This is a genomic window from Streptomyces sp. YKOK-I1 (assembly GCF_054660435.1).
Genome location: NZ_BAAGDR010000001.1, coordinates 5,819,335 through 5,842,017 on the forward strand (window position 1 = coordinate 5,819,335; position 22,683 = coordinate 5,842,017).

General features: G+C 71.6%; 13 protein-coding genes. 7 read left to right on the top strand and 6 right to left on the bottom strand.

Annotation, left to right across the window (positions count from 1 at the left end; translation table 11 throughout):
- The first annotated feature begins 73 nt into the window (after positions 1-73).
- The 7 genes from ACYQ8Q_RS25860 to ACYQ8Q_RS25890 all read left to right on the top strand — a co-directional run bounded on the left by ACYQ8Q_RS25860 (position 74) and on the right by ACYQ8Q_RS25890 (position 15,000).
- Positions 74-1,015 carry an ornithine carbamoyltransferase gene (locus tag ACYQ8Q_RS25860; protein ID WP_460068177.1) on the top strand — a complete coding sequence of 314 codons (942 nt, stop codon included), beginning with the start codon at positions 74-76 and terminating at the stop codon, positions 1,013-1,015.
- Positions 1,012-2,307, top strand: a complete 1,296-nt coding sequence (locus ACYQ8Q_RS25865) for an MFS transporter (protein WP_460068178.1) — start codon at positions 1,012-1,014, stop codon at positions 2,305-2,307. Before ACYQ8Q_RS25860 ends, ACYQ8Q_RS25865 begins: the two co-directional genes overlap by 4 nt.
- Before the next feature lie 102 nt (positions 2,308-2,409).
- Positions 2,410-3,384 carry a TauD/TfdA family dioxygenase gene (locus ACYQ8Q_RS25870; protein ID WP_460068181.1) on the top strand — a complete coding sequence of 325 codons (975 nt, stop codon included), beginning with the start codon at positions 2,410-2,412 and terminating at the stop codon, positions 3,382-3,384.
- Positions 3,381-4,151, top strand: coding sequence for a thioesterase II family protein (locus ACYQ8Q_RS25875; protein ID WP_460068183.1), 771 nt, complete (start codon positions 3,381-3,383; stop codon positions 4,149-4,151). The genes ACYQ8Q_RS25870 and ACYQ8Q_RS25875 overlap by 4 nt, the downstream gene beginning before the upstream one ends.
- 7 nt (positions 4,152-4,158) lie before the next feature.
- The gene (locus ACYQ8Q_RS25880) at positions 4,159-4,368 is read left to right on the top strand and encodes an MbtH family protein (protein ID WP_460068184.1); all 210 of its coding nucleotides are present in this window, start codon (positions 4,159-4,161) and stop codon (positions 4,366-4,368) included.
- Between the two features lie 121 nt (positions 4,369-4,489).
- Complete coding sequence (locus tag ACYQ8Q_RS25885) at positions 4,490-9,070, top strand: amino acid adenylation domain-containing protein (RefSeq protein ID WP_460068185.1); 4,581 nt, start codon at positions 4,490-4,492, stop codon at positions 9,068-9,070.
- Entirely contained in the window at positions 9,067-15,000 is a 5,934-nt protein-coding gene (locus ACYQ8Q_RS25890) for an amino acid adenylation domain-containing protein (protein ID WP_460068187.1), read from the top strand. The genes ACYQ8Q_RS25885 and ACYQ8Q_RS25890 overlap by 4 nt, the downstream gene beginning before the upstream one ends.
- 321 nt (positions 15,001-15,321) lie before the next feature.
- Here ACYQ8Q_RS25890 and ACYQ8Q_RS25895 read toward each other — a convergent pair whose 3' ends face one another.
- The 6 genes from ACYQ8Q_RS25895 to sbnB all read right to left on the bottom strand — a co-directional run bounded on the left by ACYQ8Q_RS25895 (position 15,322) and on the right by sbnB (position 22,552).
- Complete coding sequence (locus ACYQ8Q_RS25895; RefSeq protein ID WP_460068188.1) at positions 15,322-16,059, bottom strand: helix-turn-helix transcriptional regulator; 738 nt, start codon at positions 16,057-16,059, stop codon at positions 15,322-15,324.
- A 353-nt stretch (positions 16,060-16,412) separates the two neighbouring features.
- Positions 16,413-17,435 (bottom strand): LuxR C-terminal-related transcriptional regulator, encoded by a 1,023-nt coding sequence (locus tag ACYQ8Q_RS25900; protein WP_460068189.1) that lies wholly within the window; start codon positions 17,433-17,435, stop codon positions 16,413-16,415.
- Positions 17,436-17,701: 266 nt separating this feature from the next.
- Positions 17,702-19,318 carry a phosphoglycerate dehydrogenase gene (gene serA / locus ACYQ8Q_RS25905; RefSeq protein WP_460068190.1) on the bottom strand — a complete coding sequence of 539 codons (1,617 nt, stop codon included), beginning with the start codon at positions 19,316-19,318 and terminating at the stop codon, positions 17,702-17,704.
- 139 nt (positions 19,319-19,457) lie between these two features.
- Positions 19,458-20,396 (bottom strand): TauD/TfdA family dioxygenase, encoded by a 939-nt coding sequence (locus ACYQ8Q_RS25910; protein WP_460068192.1) that lies wholly within the window; start codon positions 20,394-20,396, stop codon positions 19,458-19,460.
- Between the two features lie 31 nt (positions 20,397-20,427).
- Positions 20,428-21,501 (bottom strand): hypothetical protein, encoded by a 1,074-nt coding sequence (locus ACYQ8Q_RS25915; protein WP_460068194.1) that lies wholly within the window; start codon positions 21,499-21,501, stop codon positions 20,428-20,430.
- Positions 21,502-21,553: 52 nt separating this feature from the next.
- Positions 21,554-22,552, bottom strand: coding sequence for a 2,3-diaminopropionate biosynthesis protein SbnB (sbnB, locus tag ACYQ8Q_RS25920; protein WP_460068195.1), 999 nt, complete (start codon positions 22,550-22,552; stop codon positions 21,554-21,556).
- Positions 22,553-22,683 lie beyond the last annotated feature (131 nt).

Here is a 22,683-nt window from a genome sequence, read left to right on the forward strand (position 1 = left end):
CCGCCGGGGCGCTGTCCACCGACATCCCGCCCGGTATTCGTACACACGCACGAGACACCCTCTGGAGCGCTCCGTGACCGCACGGCATCTGATATCCCTCGACGACCTCACCGACGCCGACCTGCGCCACCTCGTGGACCGGGGCGCCGCGTTCTCGCAGGGCACCGCCCGGCCCGGCGGAGTCCTCGACGGAACCATCGCCGGCATCTACTTCCGCCGTACCTCGACCCGGACCCGTACGGCCTTCTCGGCGGGCGCTCTGCGGCTCGGGGCGCGGATCATCGCGTACGGGGGAGGCGACCTCCAGACCAACACCGGTGAGACCAGCGAGGACACGGGGCAGGTGTTCTCCCGGATGCTCGACGTCCTCGTCGCCCGCACGGCCGACGACCCGGCGGAGATGCGCGGCTGGGCCGCCCAGCACCGGATGTCGGTGATCAACGCCATGAGCTCCGACGAACACCCCACCCAGGGCCTGACCGACCTGAGCACCCTGATGTGCCGGTTCGGCCGGATCGAGGGACTGCGGCTGCTCTACGTGGGAGAGGGCAACAACACCGCCGCCGCGCTCGCCCTCGGCCTGTCCCGCTTCGCCGGCACCGCACTGGACCTGCGCACCCCGCCCGGCTACGGGCTGGCCCCCGACATCCTCGCGCGCGCCCTGGCCCATGCCGAACGCTCCGGAGCCACCGTGACCGAGCGTCACACCATGGACGAGCTCCCCAAGGACGTCGACGTCGTCTACACCACGCGCTGGCAGACCACCGGCACGAGCAAGCCCGACGCGGACTGGCGGGAGCGGTTCGCCCCGTTCCAGGTGACCCGGGACCTGTGGACGCACAGCCCCGACGCGCTGTTCATGCACGACCTGCCCGCCCACCGCGGCGAGGAGGTCACCGCCGAGGTGCTCGACGGGCCGGCCAGCATCGCCTTCGACCAGGCCGAGAACAAGATGCACAGCGCCATGGCGGTCCTCGAGTGGTGCCGCGGCGGGAACGCCGGCGCTCCCGCATGAGCCTGACCGAGGAGTCCCGCGACGGGGGCGCCGGACCCGGCGCCGACCCGCCCCCGCTGCGCAGGAACCGGGACTTCCTGCTGCTGTGGACCGGCGCGGGGATCTCCCTGCTCGGCACCCGCGCGAGCACCGTCGCCTACCCCCTGCTGATGGTCTGGTACGGCGGCTCGCCGACCGGCGCCGGACTCGTGGGCTTCGCCGCGCTGCTGCCCCAGCTCCTCCTGCAGCTTCCGGCCGGGGCGCTGGTGGACCGCTGGGACCGGCGCCGGCTGATGATCCTGTGCGATGTCGCCGGCCTCACCGCCATGGGCAGCGTCGCCGCCGCGCTGGTCACCGGCCGGCTCTGGCTGCCGCACCTCATGCTGGCCGCGTTCGTGGAGGGCGCGGCGGCGATCTTCTACCGGCTCGCCGAGCGGGCCGCCGTACGCAACGTCGTCCACCCCGACCACCTGTCCGTGGCGCTCACCCGCAACGAGGCCCGCGGCCAGGGCGCCGGGCTGCTCGGCCAGCTCTCCGGCAGCTCGCTGTACGCCCTGGCCAAATGGGTGCCCTTCCTGTTCACGGCGGTGACGCACCTGGTCGCCCTGGTCACCCTGGTGATGATCCGCAAGGAGTTCCAGGGGGAACGCCCCGACCGGCCCGGCGACCTGCGCCGCGAGATCGGCGAGGGGCTCACCTGGGTGTGGCGGCACCGGTTCATGCGGGCCGCCGTGGGACTGATCGCCGGCAGCAACATCCTCTTCCAGGTCCTGTCCCTGGCCCTGGTGCTGATCGTCAAGGAGAGCGGCGGCTCCCCGGCCACCATCGGCCTGATCGGCGTGGTGTCCGGCCTCGGCGGTATCGCCGGCGCGTTCACCGGGGCGTGGTGGCTCAAGCGCCTGTCACCCGGCACCCTGGTCACCGGGACGCTGGCCGTGTGGGCCCTGCTGATGCTGCCCGTCGGCCTGGTCACCGGGGTGCCGGTCATCGGCGCCCTGTTCGCCGGGATGTCCTTCGCCGGAGCGCTGCTCAACGTGGCGGCGGGCGTGTACCAGGTGCAGATCACCCCGGACGCCATGCAAGGCCGGGTGACGAGCGTCTTCGCGCTCATCGGGTCGGGCATGAACTCCGCCGGCGCGCTCGCCGGAGGCCTGCTGCTCGCCGCGTTCGGTACGACCCCGACCGTGCTCGGGGTCGCGGCGGCGATGGCCGTCATGGCGGTGACCGCCGTCCTCAGCCCGGTCATCAGGAACGCCGGCCGGGAACCCGAGGCCGCCGGACCGCGCACCGGAGAAATGACCGAAGAAATATAGGCCGCCCCGACACAGTGGAGGACGGGCGGGGATCGCCCTGTCCGACCCGCTGCCCGATTCCCCGCCCCTCCCATCGTCTTCCAGGAAGGCACGCCACCGACGATGTCCGCCCACCGCACAGCCCCGGCGCCGCGGCCGCTGCCGCTCCTGGTCGAGGCCGCCCCCGAGGACCGGGATGTCATCCGACGGATCAAGACGGACCGAGAACAGCTGCGCGCGTCCCTCAGGACACACGGCGCACTGCTGCTGCGCGGGTTCGACGTCGGCGGCGTCGACGGCTTCGACCAGGTGGTGCGAGAGCTCTCCGGCGAGCCGCTGACCTACTCCGAGCGGTCCTCCCCCCGCAGCACGATCAAGGGGAACGTCTACACCTCCACCGACTACCCGCCCGAGGAGGAGATCTTCGTCCACAACGAGAACTCCTACCAGGCGAGTTGGCCCCGGACGCTGTACTTCTACTGCGACCGGCCGCCGGCGACACAGGGCGCCACCCCGCTCACCGACATCCGGCAGGTGCACGCCTCCCTCGACCCGGACGTCCGCGAGGAGTTCGCCCGGCGCGGCTGGATGGTCGTACGCAACTTCCACGACCGCTTCGGCGTGGCCTGGCGGGAACTGTTCAACACCGACGAGCGGGCCGAGGTGGAGGCCTACTGCCGCGCCAAGGACATCGAGTTCGAGTGGCTCGGCGCCGACGGACTGCGCACCACGGCCCGCCGCAAGGCGGTCCACACCCACCCCGACACCGGCGAGACGGTGTGGTTCAACCACATCGTCTTCTTCCACCACACCACGCTGCCCGCCGAGGTCCGCGAGGGCCTGCTCGGCCTGTTCGGCGAGGAAGGGCTGCCCACCAACACGTACTACGGCGACGGCGGCCGTATCCCCGACGAGGTCACCGACCATCTGCGGGCCTGCTACCGGGCCGCCACCGTCCGCTTCGACTGGCAGCAGGACGACGTGCTCGTCGTCGACAACATGCTCGCGGCGCACGGCCGGGAGCCCTTCACCGGAGCACGCCGTATCGCCGTCGCCATGGCCGAGGCGTACACGCCGGGCGAACGGACCGCCCCGTGACCCTCCACCACACGGCACCCGTGGACGCCTGGCTGCGCCGGTACGACCCACGCCCCCGGGCCCGGCTGCGGCTGATCTGCTTCCCGCACGCCGGCGGCAGCGCGAGCGCCTTCCGGGACTGGCCGGAGCTGCTGCCCCCCGACATCGAGCTGATCGCCGTGCAGTACCCCGGCCGCCAGGACCGCTACGCCGAACCGCTCGTCGGGGACTTCCCCACCCTGGTCTCGGAAGCGGCCCGGGCGGTGCTCCCCTGCCTCGACCGGCCGGTGGCGCTCTTCGGCCACAGCCTCGGCGCGACCGTCGCCTACGAGGTCGCCCGCGCCCTGCGGGCCTACGGCGCCCCCACGCCCGGCCGGCTGATCGTCTCCGCCCGCAAGGCACCCTCCGCGCCCCGCGCGGACACCGTCCGCTTCGCCACCGAGGAGGACGTCATGCGGTACATCCGCGACCTGGGCGGATCCGGCGCCACCCTGCTGGAGGACGAGGACCTCTTCCAGCTCGTCCTGCCCATGCTGCGCAACGACTTCGGCCTCGTCGCCTCCTACCGGCATGTGCCCGGCGCCCCGCTCGGCTGCCCCGTCACCGCCGTCGTCGGCGACGAGGACACCTCGGTGAGCGAGGACGAGGCCCGGCAGTGGGCCCGTCACACCACGGGACCCTTCGACCTCCATGTCCTCCCCGGCGGCCACTTCTACACCGAGACGGCGACCAGCCGGCTGGTGACCCTGCTGGCCGACACGCTGAGCGACGTCACGAAGAGGATGTGACCACGCCATGAGCACCCACCCGTTCGACGACCCCGCCGCCGTGTACCACGTGCTGGTCAACGACGAGGGCCAGCACTCGCTGTGGCCCGCCTTCGCGGACGTGCCGGCCGGCTGGACCGTCGCCCTGCGCGAGGCCGGGCGCGAGGCGTGCCTCGAGCACGTCAACACCCACTGGACGGACATGCGGCCCAGGACCCTGCGCGACCGGACGGCGTGACCGCCCCGCACCCCTTGTCCCTCCCGCACCTCTTCTCCCTCTGCGCCCACGCGCACCCTTTACCGGTACCCGGAACCCTGGTGGTGGAACAGCCGTGCCCAAGCCCGAAGCAGCAGGAATCGTGAGCCTCCCTCTGTCGGCGGCACAGGCGGGCGTCTGGGCGGCGCATCAGATCGACCCGACCGGCGCCCGCTACAACATCGCGGAGTACATCACCCTCCACGGGGCCGTCCGCCCCGACTGGCTGGAGGCCGCCTGGCACCAGCTCCTCAGCGACGCCGAGACGCTCCGGGTGCGGGCCGTCGTCAAGGAGGACGGCGAACTGCGCCAGCAGGTCCTGCCCGAGCTGCGCCCCGCGCTGCCCGTCGTCGACCTCACCGGCGAGGCCGACCCCGAGGCCGCCGCCCGGGAGTGGATGCACCGGGACCTGCACCGCCCCGTCGATCTGGCCGAGGGCGGCCTGATCACGTTCGCCCTGCTCAAGGTGGCCGAGGAACGGTTCCACTTCTACGAGAGGGTCCACCACGTCCTGATCGACGGCTCCGGCGGCCCGCTGATCACCGGCCGGATGGCCGAGGTCTACACGGCCCTGGCCCGCGGCGAGGAATGCCCTCCGAGCACGTTCGCGCCGCTGTCCACACTGCTGGAGGAGGACGCCGCCTACCGCCGGTCGCCCGACTTCGAGGCCGACCGCGGCCATTGGTCCGAGCTCCTCGCGGACGCCCCGGAGCCGCCGCGCCTCGCCGAGCCCGCGCCGCCCGGCGACCCGTCCCTGTTCCTGCGCCGGACCAGCCACCTGCCCGCCACCGAGCTCGACCGGATGCGGGTCGTGGCGCGCGCGCTGCGCACCCGCTGGCCCGTGGTGACCATCACCGCCGCGGCCGCCTACCTGGCCCGCACCACCGGGCACCGCGACATCGTCCTCGGTCTTCCGGTCACCGCCCGGACCACGCCGGCGGACCGCCGCACCCCCGTCCTGCGGGCCAACGTCGTACCGGTGCGGGTGCGCATCGCGCCCGAGGACACCCTCGCCGGGCTCGTCCCCCAGGTCACCCGCGCCATGCGCGGCGCCCTGAAGCACCAGCGGTACCGCTACGAGGACATGCGGCGCGACCTCGGCCTCCTGGGCGACGACCGGCCCCTGGTCGGCCCGGTCGTCAACATCATGGACTTCGACTACGACCTGGAGTTCGGCGGGATCCGCGCCAGCGCCCACAACCTGTCACTCGGCCCGATCGACGAACTGTCCATCGCGGCCTACCACCGGGCGGACGGACAGGGCCTGCGGTGCGACTTCGACGCCAACCCCGCCCTCTACACCGCCGACCGCCTCGCCGACCACCAGGACCGCTACCTGCGCTTCCTCACGGGCCTGGTGGCGGACCCGGAACGGCCCACCGGCGAGGTGGACGTCCTGTCGCCCGAGGAGCGGGAGCAGCTGCTGGAGGAGGCGAACCCGCCCCGGCGGGAGGTTCCCTGCGGCCCGCTCGGCGACCTGTTCGCCGCCCGCGCCGCGGCCACCCCCGAGGCGCTCGCCGTCGTCGGCGACGGTGTGGCACTGACCTACGCCGAACTGGACGCCCGCGCGAACCGGCTGGCCCACCGCCTGGCGCGGCTCGGGGTGACGACGGAGACGCCGGTGGCGCTGCTGCTGGAGCGGTCCGCGGACGCCGTCGCGGCGACCCTGGCCGTGGTGCGCGCGGGCGGCGTCTATGTCCCGCTGCACACCGGCTTCCCGGCGGAGAGGCTGGCCTGGGTGCTGCGCGACGTAGGCGCGACCCTGCTCCTCACCGACCGCGAGGTGCCCGACCTCGGCGTCCGCACGGTCCCCCTCGACGCGGCCGTCTGGTCCGGCGAGGGCAACCCCGGGGCACCGGACACGACCACGCGCCCCGACCACCTGGCCTACGTGATGTACACCTCCGGCTCGACGGGCGTGCCGAAGGGGGTCGCGATCCGGCACCGGGACGTCGCCGGGTTCGCGGCCGACCACCGCTGGCGGTCCGGCGCGCACGAGCGGATCCTGCTGCACGCCCCGCAGTCCTTCGACGCCTCCACGTACGAGCTGTGGGTTCCGCTGCTCAACGGCGGCCGGGTGGTGGTGGCCCCGCCGGGCCAGGTCGACGGCGCCGTCCTCGCCCGTATGGTCGCCGAACACGGCGTCACCGCCGCGTTCCTGACGTCCGCCCTGTTCAACCTCGTCGCCGACGAGCACCCGAAGGCCTTCGCCGGCATGCGCACGGTGTGGACCGGCGGCGACGCCGCTTCCGCCGCGGCCATGGGCCGCGTCCTGGAGGCCTGCCCCGGCATCACCGTCGGCAACGGCTACGGCCCGACGGAGACCACCACCTTCGCCGTGACCGACCTCGTCCGCACGCCCGAGGACATCGGCACCGTCCCGCCCATCGGCCTCCCCCTGGACAACATGGGGGCGTACGTCCTGGACGCCGGCCTCCGGCTGGTGCCGCCCGGCACGGTGGGTGAGCTCTACGTCTCCGGCTCGGGCCTGGCCCGCGGCTACGTCGGCCGCCCCGACCTGACCGCGGAACGCTTCGTGGCCTGCCCGTACGGCGAGCCGGGCGAGCGCATGTACCGCACCGGCGACCTGGTCCGCCGGCGCCGGGACGGCCGGCTCGAGTTCGTCGGCCGCGCCGACCTCCAGGTCAAGATCCGCGGCTTCCGTATCGAACTGGGCGAGATCGAGGCGGTCCTGGCCGGCCACCCCTCGGTCGCGCAGGTGGTCGTGGTCGCCCGCGAGGACCGTCCCGGCGACAAGCGGCTCGTCGCCTACGTGGTGCCGGAAGGGGAGAGCGCGGATCCGTCGGAGTTGAGGGTGTTCGTGGGTGGGGTGTTGCCGGAGTACATGGTGCCGGTGGCGTTTGTGGTGGTGGAGCGGCTGCCGTTGACGGTGAATGGGAAGGTGGATCGGGGTGCGTTGCCGGCGCCGGAGTTTGTGACGGGTGTGGGGTGTGGGCCGCGGTCGGGTGTGGAGGAGGTGTTGTGCGGTCTGTTTGCTGAGGTGCTGGGTGTGGAGCGGGTGGGGGTGGGTGATTCGTTTTTCGATTGTGGTGGGGACAGCATCATGGCGATTCAGTTGGTGTCGCGTGCGCGTCGGGCGGGGTGGGTGTTTTCGGCGCGTGAGGTGTTTCAGTTTCCGTCGGTGGAGCGGTTGGCGCGGGTGGTTGTTCCGGTGGGGGATGTGGGTGTGGTGGGGGAGGTGTCGGGTGCTGGTGTGGGGGTGGTGCCGTTGACGCCGGTGATGGGGTGGTTGCGGGGGTTGGGGGGTCCGGTGGGTGGTTTTCATCAGCATGTGGTGGTGCGGTTGCCGGGGGGTGTGGGGCGGTCGGGGTTGGTGTCGGCGGTGCAGGCGGTGGTGGACCGGCATGACATGGTGCGGTCGCGGTTGGTGCGTGAGGGTGGGCAGTGGCGGTTGGAGGTGGCGGAGCCGGGGACGGTCGACGCCGACCGCCTCCTGGAACGGGTCGAACTGGGCGCCCACGACGAGGAGTCCGTCCTCAGGGCGGTGACGGAACAGCGCGCGAGGGCCCAGGAACTCCTCGACCCGGATGCCGGAACCATGCTGCGTGCGGTGTGGCTCGACGAGGGCTGGCTGCTGCTGGTCGCGCACCATCTGGTGGTGGACGGGGTGTCGTGGCGGATCATCCTGGAGGATCTGCGGGCTGCGTGGGAGGGCCGGGAGCCGGAGCCGGTGGTGTCGTCGTTCCGGGGCTGGTCGCGGCGGCTGCGTGAGCAGGCCGCGGACGGGACCTACGCCGGGCAGCTCGACCTGTGGCGCGAGGTGATCGGCGACCGGCCCGGACCACCGCTCGGCGCACGGCCGTTGGACGCCGCCCTGGACACCACGGCGACCCGGCGCGAGCTGTCCCTCACCCTGCCGGTGGGGGTGACGGAGGCGTTGCTGACGCGGGTTCCGTCGGTGTTTCACGGTGGGGTGAACGATGTGTTGTTGGCGGGGTTGGCGTTGGCGGTGGGGGAGTGGTGCCGGCGTCGGGGGCGTGTGGTGGGTGGTGGGGTGCTGGTGGATGTGGAGGGGCATGGGCGGGTGGAGGTGCCGGGGGTGGATGTGTCGCGGACGGTGGGGTGGTTCACGTCGATTCATCCGGTGCGGCTGGATGCGGGTGAGGTGGTGTGGGGGCAGGTCCGTGCGGGTGGTGCGGTGGTGGGTCGTGTGGTGAAGGGGGTGAAGGAGCAGGTGCGGGCGGTTCCGGATGACGGGATCGGGTTCGGGGTGCTGCGGTATCTGGATCCGGTGGCGGGTGCGGAGCTGGCGGGGGGTGGCCGGGCGGAGCTGGGGTTCAACTATCTGGGGCGGTTCACCGGTGGTGGTGGTGCGTGGGAGCTGAGTTCGCGGGCCGGGATGGTCGGTGGTGGTGCGGATGCGGGGCTGGCGTTGGCGCATGCGGTGGAGGTGAACGCGGTCACGTATGACGGGGTGGAGGGTCCGGGGCTGCATGCGGGCTGGGCCTGGGCGGACGGTGTGCTGTCGGAGGGTGAGGTGCGGGAGCTGGCGGAGCTGTGGTTCGAGGCCCTGGAGGGTCTGGCCGTGCACGCGAGTGCTCCGGACGCCGGCGGGCTGACCCCCTCCGACCTCGACCTCGTCCAGCTCAGCCAGGCGGAGATCGAAGCACTCGAGGGCTTCGAGGACGACGACTACGACCTTGACTGGGAGTTCTCAAAGTGAGCACGTCGCGTATCGAAGACATCCTGCCCCTTCAGCCGCTTCAGGAGGGTTTCCTGTTCCATTCGCTGATGGCGGACGGGGCGGTGGATGTGTACACGGCGCAGTTGCGTTTCGATTTCGCCGGTGAGGTGGATGCGGGGGCGTTGCGCCGGGCGGGGGAGAGTCTGCTGGCGCGGCACGCGAATCTGCGGGCGGGTTTCCGGCACGAGGGGCTGAGCCGGCCCGTGCAGGTGATCCGTCGCCGGGTGCGGCTTCCGTGGGCGGAGGTGGATCTCACTGATGTGGCCGGTGCGGAGGAGCGGGCGGGGGAGCTGGCGGCGCGGGACCGGTTGCGTCCGTTCGATCTGGCGCGTCCTCCGCTGCTGCGGCTGACGCTGCTGCGGCTGGGGGAGCGGCGGTGGCGGCTGCTGTTGACGGGGCATCACATCCTGTGGGACGGCTGGTCGGTTCCGGTGCTGGTGGAGGAGTTGTTCCGGTTGTACGCGGCCGGGGGTGAGGGCGCGGACCTGCCGCCGGTGACTCCGTACCGGGAGTATCTGTCGTGGCTGGCGGGGCAGGACCGGGAAGCGGCCGGGGAGGCGTGGTCGTCGGCGCTGGCCGGGCTGACCGAACCCACCCTCGTCGCCCCCGACACCACCCACAGCTCGACCGCGCTCCAGGCGTACGTGTCCACCGACGTCCCGCACGAGCTGATCGAGCGGGTCACCGCGCTGGCCCGCCGTCACGGGGTCACGCTGAACACGGTGGTGCAGGGGGTGTGGGGGCTGGTGCTGGCACGGCAGACCGGGCGGGAGGACGTCGTGTTCGGTGCGACGGTCTCGGGCCGGCCGCCGGAGCTGGACGGGGTCGAGCGGATGCTGGGCCTGTTCATCAACACACTGCCGGTCCGGGTGCGGCTGCGGCCGGAGGAGACGCTGATCGGGCTGCTGACCCGGCTCCAGCAGGAGCAGGCCCGGCTGATCCCGCACCACCACCTCGGCCTCCCCGACATCCAGCAGAAAACCGGACTCGGCACCCTCTTTGACACCAGCATGGTCGTCGAGAACTACCCGCTGGACCCGTCCGTCCTCGCCACCGTCCTGGGCGACCTCGACCTCGTCGGCATCGACTTCGACGACGCCACCCACTACCCCCTCAGCGTCACCGCCCTCCCCGTCCCGGGCGCCGGCCTCACCCTCAAGGTCAGCTACCGCCCCGACGTCTACGCCCGGGACGAGGCCCGGCGCATCAGCGACCGTCTGCTGCACGTCCTGCGGACCCTCGTCGAGGACCCGCGGCGCCCGGTCGGCACGCTGGACGTCCTGCCGCCCTCGGAACGGGAGTTCCTGTTGTCGGTGGCGGGTCCGGCGATGGCCTCCGCTCCGGTGGAGCGGTGTGTGCACGAGATCTTCGAGGAGCGGGCGGCGCTGACGCCGGACGCGGTCGCGGTGGTGTTCGGTGAGGTGTCGCTGACGTATGCCCAGGTGGACGCGGAGGCGAACCGTCTTGCGCACCACTTGCGGTCGTCGGGTGTGGGTCCGGAGTCGCTGGTGGGGGTGTGTCTGGAGCGTGGGCCGGAGCTGGTGCCCACGCTGCTGGGTGTGCTGAAGGCGGGTGGGGGTTATCTGCCGTTGGATCCGGCGTCTCCGGCGGAGCGGTGGGGGTTCGTGCTGGCGGATGCGGGTGCGCGGGTCGTGGTGACGTCCGGTGCGCTGGTGCCCGCGGTGGAGGCGGTGTACGGCGGTGCGGTGGTGGCGGTCGACCGGGATGCGGAGGTGGTGGCGGGGTGGCCGTCGACGGCTCCGGTGTCGGGGGTGACGCCCGGGAACACGGTGTATGTGATCTATACGTCGGGTTCGACGGGGCGGCCCAAGGGTGTGGTGCTGGGGCATGCTCAGGTGGTGCGTCTGTTCGAGACGGCGCAGGCCGATTTCGGTTTCGGTGCGGACGACGTGTGGACGCTGTTCCATTCGTACGCGTTCGACTTCTCGGTGTGGGAGATCTTCGGGGCGCTGCTCCACGGCGGCCGCCTGGTCGTCGTACCGGAGGCCACGGTCCGTGACACCCCCGTCTTCCACGACCTGCTGGTCCGCGAGGGCGTGACCGTCCTCAACCAGACACCGGCCGCCTTCAACCAGCTCATCGAGGAGAACCGGGGCCGCGGCGAGGAAGCCGGCCGTCTCGCCCTGCGCACGGTCGTCTTCGGCGGCGCCGCCCTGGACTACGGGGCGCTGCAGACCTGGGTGGCGCGGCACGGGCTGGAGCGGCCTCGGCTGGTGAACATGTACGGCATCACCGAGACGACCGTGCATGTGACGTACTCCCCGGTCACCGAGGAGGACGTGGCCGCCGGGGGTTCGGCGAGCCCGATCGGACGCCCCCTCGACGACCTCACCGTCCATCTGCTCGACGGCAACGGCGCGCTGGTGCCGGTCGGTGTGCCGGGCGAGATCCACGTGGGGGGTCCTGGTGTGGCCCGTGGGTATCTGAACCGTCCGGAGCTGACCGCGGAACGCTTCGTGCCCGACCCGTTCGGTCCGGCCGGTGCCCGGCTGTACCGCAGTGGTGACCTGGCGCGGCGCCGGCCGGACGGCGGCCTGGAGTTCCTGGGGCGCATCGACGACCAGGTGAAGGTGCGCGGCTACCGGATCGAGCCGGGCGAGATCAGTGCCCGGCTGGTGGCGCACGAGGCGGTCCGTGAGGCCGTGGTGGTCGTCCGCGACGAACGGCTGGTCGCCTACGTCGTCCTCGACGACGAGGCCGTCGATCCGTCGGAGTTGAGGGTGTTCGTGGGTGGGGTGTTGCCGGAGTACATGGTGCCGGTGGCGTTTGTGGTGGTGGAGCGGCTGCCGTTGACGGTGAATGGGAAGGTGGATCGGGGTGCGTTGCCGGCGCCGGAGTTTGTGACGGGTGTGGGGTGTGGGCCGCGGTCGGGTGTGGAGGAGGTGTTGTGCGGTCTGTTTGCTGAGGTGCTGGGTGTGGAGCGGGTGGGGGTGGGTGATTCGTTTTTCGATTGTGGTGGGGACAGCATCATGGCGATTCAGTTGGTGTCGCGTGCGCGTCGGGCGGGGTGGGTGTTTTCGGCGCGTGAGGTGTTTCAGTTTCCGTCGGTGGAGCGGTTGGCGCGGGTGGTTGTTCCGGTGGGGGATGTGGGTGTGGTGGGGGAGGTGTCGGGTGCTGGTGTGGGGGTGGTGCCGTTGACGCCGGTGATGGGGTGGTTGCGGGGGTTGGGGGGTCCGGTGGGTGGTTTTCATCAGCATGTGGTGGTGCGGTTGCCGGGGGGTGTGGGGCGGTCGGGGTTGGTGTCGGCGGTGCAGGCGGTGGTGGACCGGCATGACATGGTGCGGTCGCGGTTGGTGCGTGAGGGTGGGCAGTGGCGGTTGGAGGTGGCGGAGCCGGGGACGGTCGACGCCGACGGCCTCCTGGAACACGTCGGGGCCTCCCATGCGGACGAGGACGCCCTGGCCCGCGCCATCGACGAGCGGGCGGAGGCCGAGCGCCGGCGCCTCGACCCGGACGCGGGAGTCGTCTTCCGCGCGGTGTGGTTCGAGGAGGGCTGGCTGCTGCTGGTCGCGCACCATCTGGTGGTGGACGGGGTGTCGTGGCGGATCATCCTGGAGGATCTGCGGGCTGCATGGGAGGGCCGGGAGCCGGAGCCGGTGGTGTCGTCGTTCCGGGGCTGGTCGCGGCGGTTGCGTGAGCAGGCCGCGGACGGGACCTACGCCGGGCAGCTCGACCTGTGGCGCGGCATCGTGGGAGAACCCCGTCTCCAGCTGGGGACGAGGGAGCTGAGCGCGCAGGACACGGTGGCCACCCGCCGGGTTCTGGAACTGTCCCTGCCGGTGGGGGTGACGGAGGCGTTGCTGACGCGGGTTCCGTCGGTGTTTCACGGTGGGGTGAACGATGTGTTGTTGGCGGGGTTGGCGTTGGCGGTGGGGGAGTGGTGCCGGCGTCGGGGGCGTGTGGTGGGTGGTGGGGTGCTGGTGGATGTGGAGGGGCATGGGCGGGTGGAGGTGCCGGGGGTGGATGTGTCGCGGACGGTGGGGTGGTTCACGTCGATTCATCCGGTGCGGCTGGATGCGGGTGAGGTGGTGTGGGGGCAGGTCCGTGCGGGTGGTGCGGTGGTGGGTCGTGTGGTGAAGGGGGTGAAGGAGCAGGTGCGGGCGGTTCCGGATGACGGGATCGGGTTCGGGGTGCTGCGGTATCTGGATCCGGTGGCGGGTGCGGAGCTGGCGGGGGGTGGCCGGGCGGAGCTGGGGTTCAACTATCTGGGGCGGTTCACCGGTGGTGGTGGTGCGTGGGAGCTGAGTTCGCGGGCCGGGATGGTCGGTGGTGGTGCGGATGCGGGGCTGGCGTTGGCGCATGCGGTGGAGGTGAACGCGGTCACGTATGACGGGGTGGAGGGTCCGGGGCTGCATGCGGGCTGGGCCTGGGCGGACGGTGTGCTGTCGGAGGGTGAGGTGCGGGAGCTGGCGGAGCTGTGGTTCGAGGCCCTGGAGGGTCTGGCCGTGCACGCGAGTGCTCCGGACGCCGGCGGGCTGACCCCCTCCGACCTCGACCTCGTCCAGCTCGGCCAGGCGGAGATCGACGTCCTGGAGGACGGCGAGGCACAGGTGGAGGACATCCTTCCGCTTCAGCCGCTTCAGGAGGGTTTCCTGTTCCATTCGCTGATGGCGGACGGGGCGGTGGATGTGTACACGGCGCAGTTGCGTTTCGATTTCGCCGGTGAGGTGGATGCGGGGGCGTTGCGCCGGGCGGGGGAGAGTCTGCTGGCGCGGCACGCGAATCTGCGGGCGGGTTTCCGGCACGAGGGGCTGAGCCGGCCCGTGCAGGTCGTCCACCGCCACGTCCCGCTTCCGTGGGCGGAGGTGGACCTCAGTGACGTGGCCGGTGCGGAGGAGCGGGCGGGGGAGCTGGCGGCGCGGGACCGGTTGCGTCCGTTCGATCTGGCGCGTCCTCCGCTGCTGCGGCTGACGCTGCTGCGGCTGGGGGAGCGGCGGTGGCGGCTGCTGTTGACGGGGCATCACATCCTGTGGGACGGCTGGTCGGTTCCGGTGCTGGTGGAGGAGTTGTTCCGGTTGTACGCGGCCGGGGGTGAGGGCGCGGACCTGCCGCCGGTGACTCCGTACCGGGAGTATCTGTCGTGGCTGGCGGGGCAGGACCGGGAGGCGGCCGGGGAGGCGTGGTCGTCGGCGCTGGCCGGGCTGACCGAACCCACCCTCGTCGCCCCCGACCTGCCCCACGGCCGAAGCCCCGTCCAGGACATGATCCGTACCGAGATGCCCAAGGACCTGGTCGAGTCCCTGGCCGCCACCGGACGTCGTCACGGGGTCACGCTGAACACGGTGGTGCAGGGGGTGTGGGGGCTGGTGCTGGCGCGGCGGACCGGGCGGGAGGACGTCGTGTTCGGTGCGACGGTCTCGGGCCGGCCGCCGGAGCTGGACGGGGTCGAGCGGATGCTGGGCCTGTTCATCAACACGCTGCCGGTCCGGGTGCGGCTGCGGCCGGAGGAGACGCTGATCGGGCTGCTGACCCGGCTCCAGCAGGAGCAGGCCCGGCTGATCCCGCACCACCACCTCGGTCTCTCCGACATCCAGCAGAAGACCGGGCTCGGCACCCTTTTCGACACGACCACCGTGCTGACCAACTATCCGCTGGACCCGTCGGTCCTGGACACCGTCCTCGGCGATCTGCGTCTGCTGGAGCTCGACAACGAGGACGCCACCCACTATCCGCTGCGGATGGCGGTCGTCCCGGACGGGACCGGGCTGGGGCTGAGGCTGGGCTACCTGCCGGAGTTGTACTCGCGTGACGAGGCCCGGCAGATGCTCGACCGCGTCCTTTCCCTGATGGAGCTCCTGGCGGAGGATCCCGAGCGCCCGGTGGGCGGCATCGACCTGATGACCGAGGAGGAGCGCCACCAACTCCTCGTGGAGTGGGGTGGTTACTGATTCCGATGTGGCACTTTGCTGCAACCGACAGAAGCGGACATGGGTTCTACTGGCGGCCCGTCAGACCCCGTTGAAAGAATCATTACATCGGGATGAGCCGATATTCGAATTCTGAAAGGTGTGTTGTGAAGGGCCTGGGACGACTGAAGTTCGCTCTGCTGGTTCCGCTTGCCGCCCTACTGACCGCGGTGGCCGCATCTCCCATGGCGGGGGTTCCCGCCGGTCAGGTGGCCGTGTATGTCGAGGCGGAGACACCGCCTTCCACCGCCCTCGCGGACAACACCTGGGGGCCGTGAGCCGGGAGGGCGGCATGGCGGGCCGTCAGCTGGGCAGCCATCCCCGCGCGACGGCCAGTACACCGGCCTGGAAGCGGCTGCCCGCGTTGAGGCGGGTCATCAGGGCGGCGGTCATACGGCGGACGGTGCGTACGGAGACGGCCAGCTTGCGGGCGATCATCTCGTCCGTGAGCCCTCGTGCGAGGAGCTCCAGCACCGCCCGCTCCTGGGCGATGAGCCCGTGCGCGTCGGGCGTGCGGTCCGCGCCGAGCGGGGCGGCCTGTTCCCAGGTCCGCTCGAAGAGCGCGTGCAGGGCGTGCACCACGCCCGGGTCCTCCAGGGTGATCGCGGCGGCGTCCGCGGCCTGTGGATCGACGGGCACGATGGCCAGCGAACCGTCGTAGATGAGCAGTCGGGTCGGCAGGTGCGGCACCGTCCGTACCTGGCCTCCCTGCCGGGTGAGCCACTGTGCGTAGGCGGTGGTGGCACCGTCGTTGCGGACGCTGTCCAGATACACGTAGCGCACCTTCACCCCCCGGCCGAGGACCTCGGAGTCGAGGGGTTTGGCCGCGTCCAGACTCTCCGCCGGCTGGCCCCCGCCGGTGGCGAAGACGGCGACCTCGGAGGTGCAGGTGTGGGCCATGTTCTCGATGAGGGAGCGGATCGCCTCCATGCCCTCCACACGACGGGCCCGGTGGTAGTCGGCGGGATCGGACTCGGTGTATTCGGCGAGCAGCCGGAAAACGGCGTGACGGCTGGTCGCGATTTCCTTCTGGCGCCGCATCAGTTCCTCCTCCTGCCGGTCCAGGAACGCGATGAGGTTGCGCTTTATCCGGGCGATCCGGTGTTTGGAGGGAGAATTTTCGGGGCCCAGTGAAGAGATGTGAATGAGTTTGTTGAAAGAGGCTGTCACTCGTTCGGGAGGCCAGTTCAGGAATTCGGAAAGGCCGGCCACGGTCAAGTTCGGTTTTTCGAGGAGCGCCCGGTACAGGGCTTCCTCGTCGTGGCCCATTTCCAGGCTGTCGATCATGATGGTCCCCCGTGTTCGTGGCTCCGCCCGTGCAACCGCATCACGGGGCGAAGCCTCTTCGCGCCCCCGGTGAAAGCGGGGCCGAATGAAGATTGTTTAACTATCTTCTAATTGATCGCCTCGTGCGGTCTGTCCTCCCCCGCCTCGGGCAGCGGCACCCAGCCCCGGGCCGCCGCCAGGGCGCCGGCCTGGAACCGGCTGCGGGCGCCGAGGCGGTTCATCAGGCCCGACGTGAGGCGCCGCCCGGTGCGCACGGACACCCCGAGCCGGCGGGCGATCACCTCGTCGGTGTTGCCCGCGCAGAGCAGTTCGAGCAGGGTGCGCTCCTGCTCCGTGAGCGCTTCCGCGTCGTCGCTCGACGCCGAGCCCAGCGGAGCGGCGTGCGCCCACACCTGGTCGAAGAGGGTGAGCAGGGCGGTGACCGCACCCGTCCCCTGGATGGCCAGCGCCTCCGCGTCCGGCTGTGCGGGGTCGGTGGGCACGATGGCCGAATAGCGGTCGAAGATGATGACCTGCGGCGGCAGATGCCGCGCCGTCCGCACCTGCCCGCCCCGGGCCGTCAGCCGGTCGGCGTACCGGACGGTCGGGGCGTCGGAACGCATCCGGTCGGGGTAGACGCGGCGTACGTCGACACCGCGCGACAGCATCGCCGAGTCGAGCCGCTCGGCGGCTTCCAGACGCTCCGCCGACTGTGTGTCGCCGACCTCCAGGGCCGCGATCTCCACCTCGCAGGCCGCCGCGAACCGGTCGATCCGGTCCCTCACCGCCTCCTGGCCCGGCAGCCGCACGACATCGGGGCGGTCCTCGGGGGCGTTGTACGCCGCGATCACCTGGGTGACCGCCGTGCTGCTGGCCGCCACCCTCCTGCGGTGGTCCAGGAGCGCGGCCTCCTCGTCGAGGAGCAGTGAGGCCAGGGCCAGCTCGGGCCGGACGAGGACCGGCCGGCCGGGGGCGTCCCGGGGGAGCCGGACGAGCGAGCGCCGGGCGAGACGGTCGATGGCGGCCGCGACTCTTCCGGTCGGCCACCCGAGATGTGCGGCGAGTTCGGTCGCGCTCATGCGAGGGTTCGTCAGCATGGCCCGGTACGCGGACTCCTCGTCCGGGTGCAGGCCAAGACTGTTGGTGAACACCGACGTCTCCAAACCGGCCGTGCGTGGGGGGCCTGTTTGCTCAAGGAACTGGTGGGGGGCCGAACGACGGAGGGGCCTCAGAAGTACGTACCCATGTCCTGATCCCCCCTCGAGTCAACCGCAGACGTTCCCTGGATTGTAAAACAACCGGTCTGATCGCGTGAGGTTGAATTTCACAACTTCCGTATTCCATAGAATTCGTGATTACATGAAATAAATCGCTTATCTCGGTATGTTTTGCAAAGCCCCGTTCCGGGCCCGCCGTATCAGCCGCAGGCCGGTACGCACCAGCTCAGATCGGCACCGACGGCGGCGGCCGCCCGGCCGAGCGCGGTCGGCGGCACCGGGGCGTCGGTGTGGAAACCGGCGAGTGCGGTGGCCCCGGAGGCGTCCCGGGAGACCTGCATGGCCGCGATGTCGGCGCCCTCCGCCGCGAACTCGCCCCCGATGAGCCCCACCGCGCCCGGCCGGTCCGGGTAGCGCAGAAAGGCGAGATGGCCCGAGAGCGGAAGATCCAGCTCATGGCCGAGCACCTCGACCAGCCTCCCCCGCAGACGGGGCCCGGCCAGGGTGCCCGTGACCGTGACGACCCGGCCGTCGGGGAAGATCCCGCGCAGCGCGACCGCCGACCGCTGCCCGCCGGCGCTCTCCCCGGTCGTCGGCCCGGTCGTCGGCCCGCAGGTCAGCCCGGAGGTCAGCCCGCGCTCCCGGGCGACCAGCGGAGCGTTCACATGGCTGACCGCGCCCGTGGCCCTGTGGTCCAGCACCCCCTTGAGGGCGCCGAGTTCCAGGACCCCCGCCGGCTCCCCGGCGAGCCCGCCGAGCAGCCGGACCTCCAGCCGGGCCGGGACCCCGCCCGCGGCCCGGGTGAAGACCTGGCCGAGCCGCTCCGCGAGCGGCAGCCACGGGCGCACCGCCTCGGAGACCGGCCCGCCCCGCACATTGACGGCGTCCGGCACGGCGTCACCCGCGAGCGCCAGCCGCACCGAGCGCGCGGCGGCGACACCCGCCTTCTCCTGGGCCTCGTCGGTGGAGGCGCCCAGATGGGGAGTCACCACGACGCTGTCGAGGCCGAACAGGGGCGAGTCCGTGCACGGTTCGCTTTCGAACACGTCGAGCCCGGCACCCGCGACGCGGCCCTCCTTGAGCGCCGCGTACAGCTCGTTCTCGTCGACGATGCCGCCCCGCGCCGCATTCACGATACGGACCGTCGGCTTCACCTTGCGCAGCGCCTCGAAGCCGATCAGACCCGTGGTCTCCCGGGTGCGCGGCAGATGAACGGTGAGGAAGTCGGCCCGCGCGAGCAACGCGTCGAGGCTCAGCAGCCGTACCCCGGCCGCCGCCGCGTGGCCGGCGCTCACATACGGGTCGTAGCCCACCACCTCCATGCCGAAGGCGGCCATGCGGTGGGCGACCAGGCTGCCGATGCGGCCGAGACCGACGACCCCGAGGACCTTTCCGCTCAGCTCCGTCCCGGTCCAGCGGGCGCGCTGCCACGAGCCGGCCTTCAGTGCCGCGTCGGCCTGCGGGATGGTGCGGGCGACGGCGAGCAGCAGGCCGCAGGCGAGTTCCGCGGCGCTGGCGATGTTGGAGGTCGGGGCGTTGGCGACCAGGACGCCGGCCTCGGTGGCGGCCGTGACGTCGACGTTGTCCAGGCCCACCCCGGCCCGCGCGATGATCTTCAGCCGGGGAGCGGCGCCGAGCGCCTCCCGGTCCATCAGGGTGGCGCTGCGCACCAGGACGGCGTCGGCGTCGGCGAGGGCCGGCAGCAGGGCGGCGCGGTCGGTGCCGTCGACACGGCGGACCTCCACGTCCGGGCCGAGCGCGTCGACGGTGGCGGGGGAGAGCTCTTCGGCGAGCAGGACGACGGGGGGTCGGGGCACGGTGGGGCCTCTCTGCGAGGGCCGGGCGGCCCGCCCGGCCGGAGTCGGTGACAGCTGTGCGGCAGGTGCCGGAACGCGGAAGGGCCAGGACCGGAGGAGGAATGGACCGGTCCTGGCCTGCTTGGGGGTTCCCGGGGCGTCAGTCCGACATCGCGACCAGGATCCGCCGCGGTCCGGTGAACGGGCGTCGGCCATGGCCGACCAGCACGTTGTCGATGAGCAGCAGATCGCCCTCGTGCCAGTCCACGTCCACCGCGTGCTCCAGCCCCCGGTCACGCACCTGGAGCACATACGAGTCCGGGATGGGACTGCCGTCGGCGAAGGTCACCGACTGCGGGAGTTCGTCCGCCGGCATGATCTGCGCCAGCGCCTTCGCCGTCTCGTCGCCGAGCGAGGCCGGATGCCACTGGTCGGACTGGTTGAACCAGACCTCCGCACCCGTCCCGGGGTGGCGGACGGTGGCATGACGCACCTGGCTGACCCGCAGACTTCCGCCCGGTCCCCAGTCCCACTCCGCCTCCGCCCCCTTGAGGAAGGCGTCGACCTCGTCGCGGTCCTGCGTCTCGAAGGTGTCCTGCCAGCTCTTGCCGAGCCCCCGGCCGCCGTGCAGGTTCTGCGTGTAGCGCACCCCGCCCCGGAAGGCCTCGCGGACCTCGTCGTCCAGCGACTCCAGCCACAGCGCGGCGTCCACGACCGGCGTCGCACCCAGCGTCGTGGGCGCGACCGCACAGTAGAAGGCGAGCCGGGTGGGCCAGGCGTGGGCGTACGACATCTCGTTGTGCATCGAGATGGTGTACTCCTGCGGGTACTCCGTGGAGGTGTAGACGTTCGAACCCACCTTGGTGCGCGGCGAGTTGCCGTGCACATAGGCGAGCCGACGCGGCAGCAGACGGTCCAGCACGGGATCCAGCCCGTCACCCGGCACCTGGAACCCGCGGAAGACGACCGCCTTCTCGCGGACCAGCAGCGCGTCCAGGTCGACGGAGTCCAGATACTCGATCAGTGCCCCGGGGGTGGCCTCGGCGCCGATGTCTCCCGGCGTGACCTCCAACGGCGCCCAGCCGTTCCGGTCGCTCATGGATGGTTCCTCTCGTACGGTGCGATACGGATCAGCTGGTCGACGCGGCGAGCCGGGACAGATAGGCGGTGTAGCCGAACAGGACGTTGCCCTCGTCGGAGACGGCGTACAGCGAACCGTCCGCCGTCGTGGCCAGCTCGTCGACCGCCGTGCCCTTGGTCAGCGTGCTGTCCGTCTGCCAGGCGCTGCCGTTCCAGCGGACCAGCTTGGGCGAGGTGCTCAGACCGGCGTAGAGCTGGCCGCCGTAGTACGCGAACGAGGGCCACGACGCCGGGGTGTCCCGGCGGCTCCAGGCCGTGCCGTCCCAGTGGCTCACCTTGCTGCCGGCCGCGACCCAGGCGTCGTTCGGCCCGTTGCTGATGACCTCGCGCAGGATGTAGTTCTCGCCGGACACCTCGGGGATGGACACCTCGGTCCAGCTCGTGCCGTCGTAGTGCATGACGAGGCCCTGGTAGTGGCCGTCCGCCGTGCCGCCCTTGTTGCGGAAGCCGACCGCCCAGATGTCGGTGTCCGAGTTCACGTCGAGGGTCTCGAACTCGCCGTCGATCCCGGTGAACTTGGTGGTGGTCCAGGCACTGCCGTTCCAGTGGGTCACCATCGGGTACCAGGCGCTGCCCTCACCCCGGTAGTTGCCCACCGCCCACACACTGGTGCGGCTGACCGCCTGGGCGTCGAGGACCTCGGCGTTCTTCGGCTCCGGGTTGAGGTTCGAGGTCCAGCTGGTGCCGTCGTAGTGGTTGAAGCGGTAGCTGCCGGTCGTCGCGTATCTGCTGCCGAAGACCCACAGGTCGTCGGTCGCGGTGCCGGCCAGCACCCCGACCTCGGCGTCGGCGGCCGGCGTCAGCTGCTTCCAGGTGGTTCCGCTCTTCTGCCACAGCTTCGGCGAGGACGTGCACTCGTCGAAGCACAGGGCCGTCGACTTCGCGAAGGCGTTCTGGCCGTCGAGGGGCAGGACCGAGATGTCGGCGTTCGTGGTGGGGACGGTCTGCGTCTCCCAGGCCGGCGTGGCCGCGCTCGCGGGCGACGCGACCAGGGCGACACTCGCGGCGGCGACCGCGACCAGAACGGTGACCGCGCGCTTGTCGCGGGAAGTGCTCCAGGTCATGGTGCTTCCTTGTCGGTTCCGAAGGGATGGGTACGGCCGTGACCGGACGGCGTCACGGCAGGAAGCCCTCCACCCGCACCCCGAGCCCCTGGGCCCGGGCGGCGGAGAGGACGTCGACCGCCAGGGCGATGTCCAGGACACCCAGCCCGAACGGCGCGTAGACGACCGCGCGGCCCGGCTCCGGGGTGAACACGCCGTCGGAGCCCTCGTCGAGGAGCAGCCGGCCGATCGTCGGGTCGATGAAGTCACGGTGGCCGGCCGCCTGCACGGCCAGATCCAGCGAGGTGCGCTCGCGCAGCGCGTGGTCGACGTCGTCGACGATGTTGTGCGCGTCGGTCAGCGACTCCGGCAACAGGTCCCGCAGGGAGATGTGCAACACCACCGTGCCCGGGGCCGCCGCCTTCAGGTCCAGGTGCGGCTCGATCGCCGACGTGGCGATCGAGACCAGGCCGTGCGCCGCCAGCGCCTGCTCCGCGCTGTCCAGCGTGACCACCTCGGCGCCGGGCAGCACGGTGGCCGCCCGGGCCGCGAACCCGGCCGCCCGGTCGGCCGAACTGTCGTACAGAGACAGCGTCTTCAGCCCCGGTACGGCCGCCCCGACATGACGCAGGATCTCCAGGTTGATCACACCGCAGCCGATCAGCGCGATGCCGTCCGGGCGCCGGCCGCGGGTCAGCAGCTCGGCGGCGAGCGCGGCGCTGGCGGCGGTGCGGGTGGCCGAGATCAGCGACCCCTCGACCAGCGCCTCGGGCCGTCCGGTCTCCAGGGAGTTGAGGATGATCGCCGCGCTGGCCCGTTCGACGCCCCGCTCGATGTTGGCCGGGAACGACGAGATCCACTTCATCCCCGCGGCCGGCCGCTCCCCGCCCCGGTAGGCCGGCAGACCGATGATGCGGTTGCGGGGCTGTCCGGGAAACCGCAGGAACGTGGAGTGCGGCACCGCCGTGTCACCCTGCGCGTGCAGGCGGTAGGCGTCGGCGACGGCCTGGATGTTGTCGAGTTCACGGCCGTCGAGGATCTGCGCGACGTCGGAGTGCCGCAGGATGAGCATGACGGGATTCAGTCCTTCCACAGGTGCGCGACGGCCCGGGACCACAGCCGGCGCCGGCGCGTCGGAACGGATCGTGTCGAGGTCGAGAGCGCGGTCACCTCCCGCGCATCGATCCTGCTGGGAGCCCCTAT